The sequence below is a fragment of the Gordonia paraffinivorans genome (assembly GCF_900683595.1).
Taxonomy (GTDB): domain Bacteria; phylum Actinomycetota; class Actinomycetes; order Mycobacteriales; family Mycobacteriaceae; genus Gordonia; species Gordonia paraffinivorans.
Genome location: NZ_CAACYD010000007.1, coordinates 1500536 through 1514404 on the forward strand (window position 1 = coordinate 1500536; position 13869 = coordinate 1514404).

At 70.8% G+C, this 13869-nt stretch carries 15 protein-coding genes; 6 read left to right on the forward strand and 9 right to left on the reverse strand.

The window, feature by feature from the left end:
- Positions 1 to 60 precede the first annotated feature (60 nt).
- Genes E1P53_RS19860 through E1P53_RS19870 form a run of 3 tightly spaced genes read right to left on the reverse strand, consistent with a single transcriptional unit; the run spans position 61 to position 2623 of the window.
- Positions 61 to 741, reverse strand: a complete 681-nt coding sequence (locus tag E1P53_RS19860; RefSeq protein WP_131735279.1) for a Maf family protein — start codon at positions 739 to 741, stop codon at positions 61 to 63.
- Between the two features lie 2 nt (positions 742 to 743).
- Positions 744 to 998: an acyl-CoA carboxylase subunit epsilon gene (locus tag E1P53_RS19865; protein WP_006901805.1), complete on the reverse strand. Its 255-nt coding sequence runs from the start codon at positions 996 to 998 to the stop codon at positions 744 to 746.
- Positions 995 to 2623, reverse strand: coding sequence for an acyl-CoA carboxylase subunit beta (locus E1P53_RS19870; protein ID WP_006901804.1), 1629 nt, complete (start codon positions 2621 to 2623; stop codon positions 995 to 997). Before E1P53_RS19870 ends, E1P53_RS19865 begins: the two co-directional genes overlap by 4 nt.
- 183 nt (positions 2624 to 2806) lie before the next feature.
- Between E1P53_RS19870 and E1P53_RS19875 the strand changes: the two genes are divergently transcribed.
- Entirely contained in the window at positions 2807 to 3598 is a 792-nt protein-coding gene (locus tag E1P53_RS19875; RefSeq protein ID WP_131735280.1) for a biotin--[acetyl-CoA-carboxylase] ligase, read from the forward strand.
- A gap of 17 nt (positions 3599 to 3615) precedes the next feature.
- On the opposite strand, the gene E1P53_RS19880 is transcribed toward E1P53_RS19875, so the two are convergent.
- Positions 3616 to 4260: a hypothetical protein gene (locus E1P53_RS19880; RefSeq protein ID WP_109238862.1), complete on the reverse strand. Its 645-nt coding sequence runs from the start codon at positions 4258 to 4260 to the stop codon at positions 3616 to 3618.
- A 110-nt stretch (positions 4261 to 4370) separates the two neighbouring features.
- On the opposite strand from E1P53_RS19880, the gene E1P53_RS19885 reads away from it, so the two are divergent.
- The 3 genes from E1P53_RS19885 to E1P53_RS19895 all read left to right on the forward strand — a co-directional run bounded on the left by E1P53_RS19885 (position 4371) and on the right by E1P53_RS19895 (position 7170).
- Positions 4371 to 4967: a PH domain-containing protein gene (locus tag E1P53_RS19885; protein WP_006901801.1), complete on the forward strand. Its 597-nt coding sequence runs from the start codon at positions 4371 to 4373 to the stop codon at positions 4965 to 4967.
- Positions 4964 to 5644: a response regulator transcription factor gene (locus E1P53_RS19890; protein ID WP_131735281.1), complete on the forward strand. Its 681-nt coding sequence runs from the start codon at positions 4964 to 4966 to the stop codon at positions 5642 to 5644. The genes E1P53_RS19885 and E1P53_RS19890 overlap by 4 nt, the downstream gene beginning before the upstream one ends.
- Positions 5645 to 5772: 128 nt before the next feature.
- Positions 5773 to 7170 (forward strand): sensor histidine kinase, encoded by a 1398-nt coding sequence (locus E1P53_RS19895; protein WP_131735401.1) that lies wholly within the window; start codon positions 5773 to 5775, stop codon positions 7168 to 7170.
- Here E1P53_RS19895 and E1P53_RS19900 read toward each other — a convergent pair.
- Positions 7142 to 7702, reverse strand: coding sequence for a GtrA family protein (locus tag E1P53_RS19900; RefSeq protein WP_109238864.1), 561 nt, complete (start codon positions 7700 to 7702; stop codon positions 7142 to 7144). The two genes, E1P53_RS19895 and E1P53_RS19900, sit on opposite strands and share 29 nt — an antisense overlap.
- 78 nt (positions 7703 to 7780) lie before the next feature.
- Here E1P53_RS19900 and E1P53_RS19905 point away from each other — a divergent pair, with 78 nt between their 5' ends.
- Positions 7781 to 9082, forward strand: a complete 1302-nt coding sequence (locus E1P53_RS19905) for a 5-(carboxyamino)imidazole ribonucleotide synthase (protein ID WP_131735282.1) — start codon at positions 7781 to 7783, stop codon at positions 9080 to 9082.
- Positions 9079 to 9603 (forward strand): 5-(carboxyamino)imidazole ribonucleotide mutase, encoded by a 525-nt coding sequence (purE, locus tag E1P53_RS19910; RefSeq protein WP_006901796.1) that lies wholly within the window; start codon positions 9079 to 9081, stop codon positions 9601 to 9603. Before E1P53_RS19905 ends, purE begins: the two co-directional genes overlap by 4 nt.
- A gap of 22 nt (positions 9604 to 9625) precedes the next feature.
- Here the strand turns inward: purE and E1P53_RS19915 are convergent, their stop codons facing one another.
- The 4 genes from E1P53_RS19915 to E1P53_RS20890 all read right to left on the reverse strand — a co-directional run bounded on the left by E1P53_RS19915 (position 9626) and on the right by E1P53_RS20890 (position 13696).
- Entirely contained in the window at positions 9626 to 10501 is an 876-nt protein-coding gene (locus E1P53_RS19915) for a dienelactone hydrolase family protein (RefSeq protein ID WP_131735283.1), read from the reverse strand.
- A 6-nt stretch (positions 10502 to 10507) separates the two neighbouring features.
- On the reverse strand, positions 10508 to 10882 hold the full coding sequence (locus E1P53_RS19920; protein ID WP_131735284.1) for a nitroreductase family deazaflavin-dependent oxidoreductase: 375 nt from the start codon (positions 10880 to 10882) through the stop codon (positions 10508 to 10510).
- 82 nt (positions 10883 to 10964) lie between these two features.
- Entirely contained in the window at positions 10965 to 11687 is a 723-nt protein-coding gene (locus E1P53_RS19925) for a TIGR03089 family protein (RefSeq protein ID WP_131735285.1), read from the reverse strand.
- Positions 11675 to 13696, reverse strand: coding sequence for an LCP family protein (locus tag E1P53_RS20890; protein ID WP_371831019.1), 2022 nt, complete (start codon positions 13694 to 13696; stop codon positions 11675 to 11677). The genes E1P53_RS19925 and E1P53_RS20890 overlap by 13 nt, the downstream gene beginning before the upstream one ends.
- Positions 13697 to 13869: the final 173 nt, after the last annotated feature.

Below are 13869 nucleotides of genomic sequence, written 5' to 3' on the forward strand. Positions count from 1 at the left end.
CCTCGTCGTCCGGGGTGCGGCTCGGGGCTCGTCTCGGTCCGGTCCGGTCCGGTCCGACGATCAGTGCGGCCAGAAGTCGCCGACCGACAACCCGACCTCGTTCAGCAGTCGTCGGACCAGCGGCAGGCCGATGCCGATCACCGAGGACGGGTCGCCCTCGATGCCCTCGACGAGCCAGGCGCCGAGACCGTCGAGGGTGAACGCGCCGGCGACCTTCAGCGGTTCGCCGCTGTCCACGTAGCGGGAGACGAGCTCGTCGTCGGCATCGGCGAAATCGATCCGCGTGGAGCTGGTGCCGGTGGCGGTGACGGGACCGTCCTCGCCGCCCAGCCGGATGAGATGGTGGCCGGTCAGCAGATCCGCGCTGCCGCCGCGCATCTCGGCCCACTGCTCGAGTGCTCGTTCGCGGGTGTGCGGCTTGCCGAGCAGGCGGTCGCCGAGGAGCAGCATCGAGTCGCACCCGATGACGACCACCGTCCGGCCGCCGGCGGCGGCCGTGGCGAGCTCGTCGAGCTCGGCCACCGATTCGGCCTTCGCGCGCGCGAGTTCGGCGACGACGACGTCGGCCGGGGTGTCCGGCGGCAGCGCGGCGAGCACCGCGTCCTCGTCGACCTCCGACACCCGGACGACCGGTTCCACGCCGGCCGAGCGCAGCACCCTCAGCCGGGCGGGGGAGGCGGACCCGAGAACGAAGATCGGGCCGGACGAATCCGGCCCGATCCCACCTGTCGTGTCGTTCACCGTCACCAGCGGAGGTTGGTGAAGCTCGTCGGCTGGCCCCACAGCGCGGGACGCAGCTTGTCGATCGGCCGACCCCAGTCGTCACGCGGCTGCGGCTGCTGATCGCCGCCGGCCGAGGCCGCACCGGCGAGGACGGTCACCAGCACGGCGACGTCCTCGTCGGTCGGGTTGCCCTTGACGATCGTCAGAAACGGCTTCTCCGAAGCGTTTTCGCTCTTGTCGCTCACAGTTGCCTCGTTCGTGGGGGTCCCGGTCACAGCGGGATGTTCCCGTGCTTCTTCGGCGGCACGTTGACCACCTTGCGGTCGAGGAGCCTCAGCGCGGTCGCGATCTGGCCGCGGGTGTGGCTCGGCGGGATGACCGCGTCGACGTAACCGCGGGCGGCCGCGACGTACGGGTTGACGAGGGTGTCCTCGTACTCCTGCTGCAACTCGAGGCGCAGCGCGTCGACGTCCTCGCCCTTCTGCTCGGCCTCCTTCAGGCGGCTGCGGTAGACGAAGCCGACCGCGCCCGAGGCGCCCATGACCGCGATCTGGGCGGTCGGCCAGGCGAGGTTGACGTCGGCGCCCATGTGCTTGGAGCCCATGACGTCGTAGGCGCCGCCGTAGGCCTTGCGGGTGATGACGGTGATCTTGCCGACCGTCGCCTCGCCGTAGGCGTAGAGCAGCTTGGCGCCGCGGCGGATGATGCCGTTGTACTCCTGGTCGGTGCCCGGCAGGAAGCCCGGGACGTCCACGAGGGTGACGATCGGGATGTTGAAGGCGTCGCAGGTGCGGACGAACCGGGCGGCCTTCTCCGAGGCGTTGATGTCGAGGCAGCCGGCGAACTGGGTCGGCTGGTTGGCGACGATGCCCACGCTGCGGCCGTCGACGCGGCCGTAGCCGACGATGATGTTGGTCGCGTACTCGGCCTGGACCTCGAGGAACTCGTCGTCGTCGAGGATGCGACGGATGACCTCGTGCATGTCGTACGGCTGGTTCGGCGAGTCCGGGATCAGCGTGTCGAGCTCGAGGTCCTCCTCGGTGAGGGTGTCCTCGATCGACCCGGCGGCCGGCTGTGCGACCGGAAGTCGCGGCGGCTCGGCGCGGTTGTTGCTCGGCAGGTAGCTCAGCAGCTCCTTGACGTACTCAAGCGCGTCCTCCTCGTCGGAGGCGACGTAGGTCGCGGTGCCCGACTTCGCCATGTGGGTGTTCGCGCCGCCGAGCTCCTCCATCGTCACCTCCTCGCCGGTGACGGTCTTGATGACGTCGGGGCCGGTGATGAACATCTGGCTGGTCTGGTCGACCATGACGATGAAGTCGGTGAGCGCGGGGGAGTACACGTGACCGCCGGCCGCGGCGCCCATGATCAGCGAGATCTGCGGGATGACGCCCGAGGCGCGGACGTTGCGGTAGAAGATCTCGCCGTACAGACCGAGCGAGACCACGCCCTCCTGGATGCGGGCGCCGGCGCCGTCGTTGATGCCGATCAGCGGGCGACCGGTCTTGACCGCGAGATCCATGACCTTGACGATCTTCTCGCCGTAGACCTCGCCGAGGCTGCCGCCGAAGACGGTGGAGTCCTGCGAGAAGACGCAGACCTCGCGGCCGTCGATGGTGCCGTAGCCGGTGACCACACCGTCGCCGACCGGACGACGCTCGGCGAGACCGAAGTTGGTGCTCCGGTGCCGGGCGAGGGCGTCGAGCTCCACGAACGACCCCTCGTCGAGCAGATGGGTGATCCGCTCGCGGGCGGTCAGCTTGCCCTTGGCATGCACCTTCTCGACGGCGGCCTCGCCCACGGGGTGCTTCGCCTCTTCGAGACGATTACGCAGATCTGCGAGCTTCCCCGCAGTCGTGTGGATGTCAGGAGCGGCGGAGTCGTCGCGTGAAGCTGTGGTCATGACCAACGATGCTAACGACCCGGATGTGAGCCACGTCAACCGGATCAACGTGAGATATCCCTCAGGTTCCCGAGCGATCGGTCGGTGCCCTGGTCAGCGGTGGTTTCGCAGGTCGGCGGGGGTGTGCCCGTCCCGAGTCCGCCGTCGTCTGCTCCCGGGGCGGCCGGGGTAGGTTCTTCAGACATGACGCTCGACGCCGACCTGCTCCGGAGACGACTCGCCGACACGCGCTGGCACCGGATCGAGGTGGTCGACGCGACGGGGTCGACCAACGCCGACCTGGTGACCCGGGCGGCCACCGAGGAGATCGACGGAACGGTCCGTCTGACCACCGACCAGACCGCGGGCCGCGGCCGGCACGCGCGGACGTGGACCGCGCCGCGCGGGACGCAACTGGCGATGTCGGCGGCGGTGGACGTCGGCGACCACACCGAATACCTCGGCTGGCTGTCGCTGCTGGCCGGGCTGGCCGCCGTGCAGGGCATCGCCGAGGTGTGCGGGGTGCGCCCTGCCCTCAAGTGGCCCAACGACGTGCTGATCGACGGACGCAAGACCGCCGGGATCCTGTCGGAGTACACCCGCTCGCCCCACACCCGCGGAGGAGACGGAGGGGTGGCGGTGATCGGCACCGGGCTCAACACGACGATGGCCGCCGACGAACTGCCGGTGCCCACCGCCACGTCGTTGCGGCTGGCGACCGGCAAGGACGTGCCGACGACCGAGCTCGCCGCGGCCTACCTGCGCGCGCTCTCCGAGCTGCTCGACCTCTGGCCGCACGACGTCGACGGGCTCGCCGAGCGGTATCGGGAGGACAGCGACACGATCGGGCGCCGGGTCCGGCTGGTGCTCCCGGGCGACGACGAGGTGATCGGGACAGCGACCGGGGTGGACGCGTCGGGCCGGATCGTCGTCGACGCGGACGGGCGTCAAGTGGTGGCTGCGGCGGGCGACGTCACCCACCTGCGGCCCGTCTAGCCGCTCCGCCCGCGGCGCTACCGCTGCAGGCTCTTGTTCCCCATCGCGGGGATGATCGTCAGCGACGGCAGGCCGATGACCAGATGCACGATCGCGGTCTCGATGCCCACCGACACCTGACGGTAGGTCAGGATCGGGATGACAACGGCCGCGATCAGCAGCAGCGCCACGATCCAGCGATAGAACTGGTTGGGCGCCGGGGTGATCAGCTGCAGCACGTACCAGAGCGCCCCCGCGGCCAGCGCGCAGAGGAATCCGACGACGCCGAACCAGATCTCGCTGTTCGCAACGGGATTCCACACGCCGAGCTTGCCGGACTCGTTCACCTTCTCCACGAACGCGGAGATGATCCAGGCGACCAGCCACGCCGCCAGACCGGTGACGACGCCGGTCATCACCACGCCGCCGGCGAAGGTCGCCGGGTTCACCTGGGGGCCGCGGCGAGCCGGAGGCTTCTCGGCGTAGCCGTCCGCGGCGCGGTAGGGAGCGGCCCCGCGGGTGTCGGCGGGGTAGGGGTCGCCCGGGTAGGGGGCCTGGTACGCCCCTCCGTACGGGTCGCCCTGCTGGCCGTACGCACGTGAATCCGGGTTGTAACCGGGCTCGTATCGGGCTGTCCGGGGATCGGGATCCCGGTGCGGGCCGCGCGGGTCCTGGTAGCTCATTCCACTCTCCTCGCCGACCGCCCACGTGCTCGGCGGTCGATCGGTACCGGTCGTCTCGCAGTCTACTCAGCACAGCCCGGTGCGGGCCCGTGCCGATTAAGCTGGGCCGCATGGCATACCCGCGGGAGAACCTGGCGCCTGGGGAACGGGTCGTCCTCCACCGGCACCCCCACTGGAAGTGTCTGCTGGCGCCGCTCCTGGTGTTCGCGGTCATCACCGCGGCGGGCGGCGTCCTGGCGGGCGTCATCGTCGGGTCGTCGCTGGGGCAGACCCCGAAGACGGTGCTCGGCATCATCGTCGGCCTGATGTGGGCGCTGGGCTTCATCTGGTACTTCGCGCGGCCGCTGCTCTCGTGGAAGACGACCCACTTCGTCCTCACCGACCGACGCGTGATGTTCCGCAACGGAATCCTCACCCGGTCCGGCATCGACATCCCGATCCGGCGGATCAACACCGTCGAGTTCCGGCACGGCCTCGTCGACCGGATGCTGCGGACGGGCACGCTCGTCATCGAGTCGGCGTCCGACGAACCGCTGTCCTTCGACGACATCCCGCAGGTGGAGAAGGTCCACGCCCTGCTCTACCACGAGGTTCTCGAGATGTACGGCGAGGACGACGACCGCTTCGACGACCCGCGCGACGATCCCCCGGGCCGCGTCGCCGGCCGGCCCGACGAGCGCGGGGAGCGTGGGGTACGCGAGCGATGAGGAACGTACTGCTGGCCGAGGACGACGCCGCGATCGCCGAGCCGCTCGCGCGCGCCCTGACACGCGAGGGCTACGAGTGCGACGTGGTGGCCACCGGCACCGATGCACTGGACAAGGCCCTCGACCCGCGGTACGGACTGCTCATCCTCGATCTCGGGCTGCCGAACCTCGACGGCCTCGAGGTCTGCCGCCGGGTCCGCGCCCGACGCCCGTCGCTCGCGGTGCTCATGCTGACCGCCCGCACCGACGAGGTCGATTTCGTCGTCGGCCTCGACGCCGGCGCCGACGACTACGTCGGCAAACCGTTCCGGTTGGCCGAACTGCTCGCCCGGGTTCGGGCCCTGCTGCGCAGGCGACAGCCGGTCGACGGCGATCTCGTGCTCGAGGGCGGGTCGATCCGGCTCGACGCCCGGGCCCGCCGCGTCGTCGTCGACGGGGAGGACCTCACCCTGGCCAATCGGGAGTTCGACCTGTTGCGCTTCCTGATGGAACGGGCCGGCCAGGTCGTCACCCGCGAGGAGATCCTCACCGAGGTGTGGGGCTCGGCCGATCTCCGGTCGTCGAAGACCCTCGACATGCACATCTCGTGGTTGCGCCGGAAGATCGGCGACGACCGCCGTCACCGGCCCCGGCACATCGTCACCGTGCGCGGCGTCGGGTTCCGGTTCGACCCCTGAGCCCGTGATGACCCCTGACGCCCTGACGGCACTCGAGGCACCGGCGGCCCTCCAGGCACCGACGACGCCTGACGCCCTGATGACACCGACGCCGGGATGAGGCCGACACCGTGAAGCGACAGAGCTCGATGCGCGGTCGCCTGATCACGACCATGATCACGGTCCTGGTCGCGGTCGGGTGCCTGCTGGGCATCCCGCTCAGCGTCGTCGCCTGGTGGTGGGTGTCGGACATCGCCCAGGAGGAGCTCGACGGGCGGCTCAAGGTGATCGCCGATCAGCTCATCCGCCAGGAGGGGGCCGACGGCACGCTCACCCCCGAGTCGGTCGACCGCGAGTCCTTCGAGTTGCTGTTGCCGCCCGACGAGCGCCTGGTCATCACCTACCCCGACGATCAGGGCACGGTCCACCGCACCGTCATCGGCGACGACTTCGACGGCCCCGCGGTCACGGAGTCGATCGGTCTCGGCGGCGCGGGCACGATCGCGCTGTCGATACCGCGCGACCAGGTGCTCGACGACCAGGTCACCGCGTCCGGCACTGTGATCCTGGTGGCCGTCGCGTCGATCATCGGCGGCTCCGTCGTGGCGGCGGTGAGCGCCGGCAGGATCATCGAACCGCTGACCCACCTCGCCGACCGGGCCGCCACGCTCACCCGCCCCGACTTCCGGACGAAGTGGAAGATGTACGGCATCGCCGAACTCGACCGGGTGTCGAGGGCGCTCGCCGACGCCAACACCGCGCTGGCGCTACGGCTGGAACGGGAGCGCGAGATCGCCGGCGACGCGTCGCATCAGGTGCGCAGCCGTCTCACGGCGATCCAGCTGCGGCTCGACGAACTCACCCTGCACGACGACCCGGCCGTCGTCGCCGAGGCGGAGGCGGCGCTCGACCAGGTCGAGAGACTCGCCACCGAGCTCGACGAGCTGGTCGAGGCCTCCCGCGCCGACGACTCCGACGTCGAACCCCACATCGTCGACGTGGGGGACATGCTGACGACGCTCGCCGAGGACTTCCGGCAGGCGTTCGAGGCGCAGGGGCGGGAGCTGACCGTGTCCTACGAGGGGTCTCCGCAGGCGTTCACCACGCAGTCGGGTCGCCTGCGCGAGGCGGTCAGCGTCCTCGTCGACAACGCGCTGCAACACGGGCAGGGCACCTGCCGCATCGCCGTGAGCACCCTGCAGTCGGGCGACCTGGTGCGCATCACCGTCTCCGACGAGGGGCCCGGGGTGCCCGACGAGATCTCCGCGCACATCTTCCGGCGCGGCTTCTCGGCCGGCCAGGGCGCCGGCCGCAGCGGCGTGGGACTGTCGCTGGCACGTGCCCTGATCGAGGCCGACGGCGGCCGGCTCGAGCTCACCGAGCGTCGTCCGCCGGTGTTCGCCATCGTCGTGCCGTCCCGGGATGTGAGCGGATACGGCGACGACACGGACGACGACGACACTGACGGCGACGAGTCAGGGCCGGGCGCGGCTCCCGACGGCGCCGGGCCGGACGGCCTCAGGCGTGACCGAGTTCCTCATCGTTGAGGTCGGCGATGCTCGGGTGCAGATCGGTCGATCCGGCCTCGCCGCCGTGCAACAGCTCCTCGGGGAACGCGAACTTCCGCAGGGCCCAGAACCGGAACGCCATCTGCAGCAGGTTGCCGATGATGTAGCCGAGGACGAAGTCGACGACCACGACCTCGGAGACGCTGAGGTTCGCGCGCATGTCGAAGACGTTGTTGCCGATGTACAGCGGCGCGGCCTGCAGGATGACGCCGATGCCGCTGATGAGGAAGAACAGCAGGGCCTCGTGATGGCGCTCACGGCCGCCGCGGTTCTTGAACGCCCACTCGCGGTTGAGGATGTAGCTCAGGATGGTCGCCAGCACGCCCGCGATGACCTTCGCGATCACCGGCTTCGACTCGAGGATCGTCAGGCTCAACGAGTAGAAGACCGCGAGGTCGAAGACGAACGTGGTGCCGCCGACCATCGCGAACTTGATCAGTTCGTGGTGCCGTAGGACGAGACGTCGGACCGGCGCTGGGAGGCGAGCGATCAACTCGTCGATCAATGGCACAAGATCCGAGTGTACGAAACAAAATCCCGGCACCCGTTCTGCGGGCGGCTGTGCGCATGCCGCGGCGGGCATGCCACGATGGTTCGCGTGAATTCACCCGAGTCGGACGCAGCACCCGTGACCTCGACTTCTCCGGTACCGCCCGCCCCGGAGGCGGGCCGGGCGAAGAAGTCGGCGTCGGGGATGCCGACGGTCACGATGATCGGCGGCGGCCAGCTCGCGCGCATGACCCATCAGGCCGCGATCGCGCTCGGTCAGTGCCTGCGCGTGCTCGCCGCGTCGGAGGACGACCCGGCCGCGCAGGTGAGCGCCGACATCGTGCTGGGCTCCCACGACGAACTCGACGACCTGCGTCGCGCCGCCGCCGGTTCGGCCGGGCTGACGTTCGACCACGAGGGTGTTCCGCTGCACCACCTGCAGGCGCTCGAGGCCGAGGGCGTCGCCGTCCTCCCGCCGTCGAAGGCCCTGCACTACGCCCAGGACAAGCTCGCGATGCGGACGCGGCTGGCCGAACTCGGCCTGCCGGTACCGGCCTTCGCCGACCTGTCCGGCGACCGCGAGGCCGCCCGCGCCCGGCTGGTCGAGTTCGGCGAGGCCAACGACTGGGCGATCGTGATCAAGGCCGTGCGCGGCGGATACGACGGTCGCGGCGTCTGGCTCGTCGACGGACGCGAGCAGGCACTGGCCGTCTTCGACGACTACCCGGCCGACGCGCCTGCGCTTCTCGCCGAGCAGAAGGTGCCGATGCGCCGCGAGCTGTCGGCGATGATCGCGCGGTCGCCGTTCGGCCAGGGTGCGGCATGGCCGGTCGTGGAGACCATCCAGCGCAACGGGCAATGCGCCGTCGTGCTCGCCCCGGCACCGGAGCTCGACGACGAGGTCGCCGCGCGCGCCCAGCAGATGGCGATGGGGCTCGCCGACGACCTCGGTGTGGTCGGCGTGATGGCGATGGAGCTCTTCGAGACCGTCGACGGCGCGCTCGTCGTCAACGAGCTCGCGATGCGTCCGCACAACAGCGGGCACTGGACCATGGACGGTGCGGTCACCTCGCAGTTCGAGCAGCACCTGCGGGCCGTCCTCGACTACCCGCTGGGCAGCCCGGCGCCGAGCGCGCCGCTCACCGTGATGGCCAACATCCTCGGCGCGCCGGAAGCGCCCGAGATGTCGATGGACGAGCGCCTGCACCACCTCATGGCGCGCATGCCGGAGGCCAAGGTGCACCTCTACGGCAAGGGCGAGCGCAAGGACCGCAAGATCGGCCACGTGAACATCGTCGGCCGCGAGGGTGAGACGGTGGAGGCGGTGCGCGAGCGCGCCGAGCGTGCGGCGACCTGGATGTCGCATGGGACGTGGACCGATGGATGGGATGTGCATTCATGAGTGAGACAACGGAATTCAAGGCCGGTCCGCGTGTGGGCCTGATCATGGGCAGCGACTCCGACTGGCCGACGATGCAGGCGGCGGCCGAGGCCCTCGCCGAGTTCGATGTGCCGTTCGAGGTCGGCGTGATCTCGGCGCACCGCACCCCGCAGCGCATGCTCGACTACGCGGCCGGCGCCGCGGACAACGGCATCGAGGTCATCATCGCCGGAGCCGGCGGCGCGGCCCATCTCCCGGGCATGGTCGCCTCGGCGACGCCGTTGCCGGTGATCGGCGTGCCGGTGCCGCTGCGTCATCTCGACGGCCTCGACTCGCTGCTGTCGATCGTGCAGATGCCCGCCGGCGTCCCGGTCGCCACCGTGTCGGTGGGCGGCGCGCGCAACGCCGGCCTGCTCGCGGTCCGCATCCTCGCCTCGTCGGATGCCGCACTGCGCGAACGGATGGTGTCCTTCCAGAAGGGGCTCGAGCAGATGGTGCTCGAGAAGGACGCCGCGCTGCAGCAGAAGCTGCTCGGGGAGTAGCCTAGACCTGTCGGCACCGCCCTCACCGCGAGGGCGGGACGCCGCCGCCCCGGTCGGCAGCGTCGTCGCCGCCCGGCCCGGACAGGTCGAGCTTGTCGGCGAAGAAGTCGAGAACCCGGTCGAAGGCCTCCCGGGTGGGCTGGCCGGGCTCGTCGACGAGGTCCTCGGTCAGCACCGAATGCGGTTGCGGGAGGAACGAATCCGGGTTCGCCGAGTCGTCGGGCAGTTCGATGGCGAGGAAGGCGTCGCCGAGGAGTTCGCGCAGGTGCTCGAAACGCGACCCCGGGGACAGGCGGTCGCCGGCGAAACGCAGGCCCATCACCTGCAGTCCCCGTGCGCATCGCGCCTGCACGACGGCGAGATCGGCGTCGGAGACGTCGATGCTGCGGCCGCGTCCCGGGAGCAGGGCGAACGGCAACGACGGCTGGGAGAGGACCGGCGCCACCATCAGCTCGTCGGTCGCCATCGCCAGCGCGAATCCGCCGGTGAAGCACATGCCGACCGCGCCGACCCCGGGGCCGCCGCAGCGGTCGTGCTCGCGGGCGGCCAGCTCCCGCAGCCAGTCTGCGACGGGTGAGGTCTTTCCCGTTGCGAGGACGGTGAACTCGCGGGAGATGCACGCCCTGGCCATGGTGCCGAGCATGTTGGTCACCCCGCCCACCACGCCGAGGTTGTCCGGGCGAGGGTCGCGGCCGTCGACGCCGAACAGCGACGGCATGATCGCGGTCGCGCCGCGATCGGCGATGCGTCGGGCGACGTTCGCGACCTTCGGGCTGATGCCGGGCATCTCGGCGATGACGATGACCGCGGGACCGCTGCCCTTGCGGTGCACGCGTCGTGTCCGGCCGAGAAGGGTCACGTCCTCGGAGGCGAAATCGTCGAGCGGGTCGTCGGCCATCGCGGATCAGTCCTCGATGAGGGTGCCCAGGAGCGCCGATTCGAACAGCAGCGCGGGGATCTTCGCCGCGCGCGCGAGGTCGGGGGAATCGGACGGCACGACGCGCGGGCCGGTCACCCGGTAGTGCCGGTCCTTGCGGATCAGGCCGAACGATCCGGCGAGCTGGACGTTGCGCACCCAGTCGGTGTGCCTGCCGTAGGTCAGGATGATGGTCACCTTGTCGCGCTCGACGAAGGCCAGCACCGGGATCGAGTACTTCTTCCCGGTCTTGCGGCCGACGTGCTCGACCATGGCGAACGGCGGCAGGTGCGGGGCCCACTGTCTCTGGATCGGGTTGGTGACGACCTTGTTGAATCGGGCGAGGGCTTTCGGCAGTCGCATGTCCCCACTGTGCCGCACGAGACGCGCGCCCGTGGGGCGAACGTCGCCGATCGGGTCGGGCGAGAGCGACGAACCGGACGGATCAGAGTACGAGTGCGGCCTTCTCGACCTCGGCGACGGCGGCGAGGCGTTCCGGCGTGCCGGCCGCCACGTGGACCAGGCTGCCGCCGGCGACCAGCGGGGCGAGCAGATGGTCGCGGACGCCGTCCGCGGTGTGCCAGGGACGGGCCGAGACCACCCGGGTTCCCGGCGAGATGCCGTCGGCCTCCGCGGCCGCGCGGGCCGCGGCGATCACCTCGGCGGTCGGCGTGCCGTGGAGGGCGGCCGCAGCGGGGGAGCGGGAGACGAACTGGTCGCCGTGCACCCGGACCGCGGACCCGTAGTCACCCACGCCGGGCGGGAGGTCGCGCAGCGGGAGCGCGAACGGATCGAGCGAGGCGACGACGACCTCGTCGGCGTCCGGATGATCGTCGAGGCGGGCGAGCGAGGTGAACACGACGGCGGCGTCGAGATCGGAATCGCTTCCGCCACAGTGCACATCGGCGCCCGCCCACAATGCGCCGAGCAGGATGCCGGCGGTCTGCCAGTGCTCGGGCAGGTCGACCACGACGATGTCCCCGGTGGCCAGGCCGATCTCGTCGAGCAGGTAGTTGCCGGTCTTGGCCGCCCAGTTGCCCAGCGTCGCCGCCGAGAGCTCGGTCCGCTCGCCGGTCGCGTCGTCGTAGAAGGTCAGCATCGGACGCGAGTGGTCGGCGACCGCGCCGAAGACGGCGTCGGTGACGGTGTTCGGGGTCAGTTCACGCACATCGGCCCCTTCGTGCCCGCGGTGATCGGGGGTTGCTTGTTGCCGACGCGCTCGCTGGCCGGGACGTTGTCGGCCTGATCGCCGGTGTCGTTGATCGAGCCGGGTCCGTCGTAGGTGTTGGTGAGGACCACCTTGAGCTGGTCGTCGGCGAGCGAGTCGTCGGCGACGATCTTCACGCCGCCGAGGTCCTTCGCGAGGACCCGCGCGGCGTCGTTGTTCTCCTTCGCGAAGACCACCGAGTCCTTGGTGTCGGCCTTGCCGCTCGACGTGGTGCCGGGCTGGAATCCCTTGTTGGTCAAGATGTTCGAGACGTTCGCGCCCAGGCCGTCGATGGTGCCGGCGTTGACCACGTCCACCTTGTAGTCGCCGCGGGCGACGTCGTTGTCCTTCTTGGGGGTGAGCAGCTCGTCGGTGAACACCTTCACCGCCTGCGGGTCGACCTCGACGACGCTCTGCTGCCCGTCCTCGCTCCAGCCCTGCTCGGTGACGATCGGGATGGTCGCGAACTTCACCTTGCCGCCACTGAGGTCCTTGAGCTGGTCGGCGAAGTCGAGGATGTTCCAGCCGTCGTCGATGACGATCGTGCGGGCCACCGCATCCTGCAGCTCCCGGAGCTTGCCGGGGTCGGTGAGGGTGCCCGCCGACAGCATCTTCTGCGTCAGCGACGCCATGAACGCCTGCTGGCGGGTGATGCGATCGAGGTCGCCGCGGGGGAGTCCGTGGCGTTGGCGGACGAAGCTGAGTGCCTTGGGGCCGTCCAGGGTCTGGACCCCGGCGCGGAAGCGGGCGCCGCTGTACGGATCGCGGACCGGGGCCTTGAGGCAGACGTCGACGCCGCCGGCCGCGTTGGTCAGCAGGACGAAACCGAGCAGGCCGACCTCGGCGTAGTGGTCCACGTGGACGCCGGTGAGCTTGGCGACGGTGTCCACCAGCGCCTTCCGGCCGGCGAGCGTGCCCTCCTTCTCCGCCTCCTCGGGGGACTTGCCGGCCTCGACGGCGCGGGCGCGCACCCCCTCGCGGGTGGTGCCGTAGGCCGCGTTGATCTTGCTCATCCCGATCCCGGGCACGTCGACGTAGGAGTCGCGCGGGATGGAGATGGCGGTGGCCGACGAGCCGTCCTCCGGGATTCGGATCAGCAGGATGGTGTCGGTGTTGGTGGCGACCTCGTCGCCGGAACGGAGCAGCTTCATCTCCTCGGGGGAGAGTGGGTTGCCCTGCGCGTCGGTGCGGGAGTCGGTGCCGACCAGGAGGATGTCGACGGCGCCGTCCTCGGCGCCGCCGAGGCCGAGCCCGCCGAGCTGCGTGATGCTCGACTCGAGGTCGGACATCGTGTTCCACGCGTAGCCGGTGCACAGCAGGACCGCGACCGAGGCGAGCGCGATCAGGGCGCGGCCCCAGCCGGCGCCCGACGCCCACCCTCGGCGGGTGTGCATGTCCGTGCCGGTCGGCGGGGTCGTCGAGTCGCCGGCCGACGTGTCGGCCGGAAGATCGGCGGCCGACACTGCGCTCGCGGCTGCCGCACCGGCGCGAAGCCGGCGCTTCCTCGGCGTCTCGTGGCCTGCCGGGGTGCCGGGTGCCTTCTTCCGGGTGGTGTCCTTCGACGACGGGGTCTTGTCCGAGGGGGTCTTGCCGGGCTTCGAGCCCGTCGGCTTCGCCCCTGCCGGTTTCGAGCCTGACGGTTTTGCATTTGACGGCTTCGAGCCCGTCGGTTTCGCACCTGACGCCTTCGTGCCGACTTTCGGCCCCGCACCGCCGGTCGGCTTCGCCTTCTTCGGCGCGGCCTTCTTCGCGGCGGCACGCCTGGTCGCGTCCGCCTCGGCGCCCTTCACCCGCTTGTCGTCGGCGGGCCTGTCCGCGCGCTCGGGAGCGCCGCTGCGGTCGTCGGCGCCGGGGCGTCGGCGACGTGCCGGATCAGCCGGTGCCGACCGGGTGTGGATCTCGCCCGAGGCGCGCCGGCCCATGGGGGTGCCGCCGCGGCGGGGGCGTCCCGGCTCCGCCTGCTCCGGCATCGCCCGCCGGCGCCGGTCCTCGGGGTTGCCCGGCGGGACCCGACGGCGCGGGTCGGCGGCTGCCGCATCGGCGTCACGGCGGCGGTGCTCGGGCGGCGGTTGCCTCCGCACGCGTGCCTGTGCCCGCGGATCGGCGTCCGGGGCGGTACGGAGCACACGGCGGCGGGGGCCCG

Bases quoted from the DNA above. Each gene is read 5' to 3' on its own strand.
- E1P53_RS19905 (WP_131735282.1), top strand. From the start codon at position 7,781: ATGGTTCGCGTGAATTCACCCGAGTCGGACGCAGCACCCGTGACCTCG.
- E1P53_RS20890 (WP_371831019.1), bottom strand. From the start codon at position 13,696: ATGCCGGAGCAGGCGGAGCCGGGACGCCCCCGCCGCGGCGGCACCCCC.
- E1P53_RS19895 (WP_131735401.1), top strand. From the start codon at position 5,773: ATGCGCGGTCGCCTGATCACGACCATGATCACGGTCCTGGTCGCGGTC.
- E1P53_RS19870 (WP_006901804.1), bottom strand. From the start codon at position 2,623: ATGACCACAGCTTCACGCGACGACTCCGCCGCTCCTGACATCCACACG.
- E1P53_RS19885 (WP_006901801.1), top strand. From the start codon at position 4,371: ATGGCATACCCGCGGGAGAACCTGGCGCCTGGGGAACGGGTCGTCCTC.
- E1P53_RS19915 (WP_131735283.1), bottom strand. From the start codon at position 10,501: ATGGCCGACGACCCGCTCGACGATTTCGCCTCCGAGGACGTGACCCTT.
- E1P53_RS19875 (WP_131735280.1), top strand. From the start codon at position 2,807: ATGACGCTCGACGCCGACCTGCTCCGGAGACGACTCGCCGACACGCGC.
- E1P53_RS19880 (WP_109238862.1), bottom strand. From the start codon at position 4,260: ATGAGCTACCAGGACCCGCGCGGCCCGCACCGGGATCCCGATCCCCGG.
- E1P53_RS19920 (WP_131735284.1), bottom strand. From the start codon at position 10,882: ATGCGACTGCCGAAAGCCCTCGCCCGATTCAACAAGGTCGTCACCAAC.
- E1P53_RS19890 (WP_131735281.1), top strand. From the start codon at position 4,964: ATGAGGAACGTACTGCTGGCCGAGGACGACGCCGCGATCGCCGAGCCG.
- purE (WP_006901796.1), top strand. From the start codon at position 9,079: ATGAGTGAGACAACGGAATTCAAGGCCGGTCCGCGTGTGGGCCTGATC.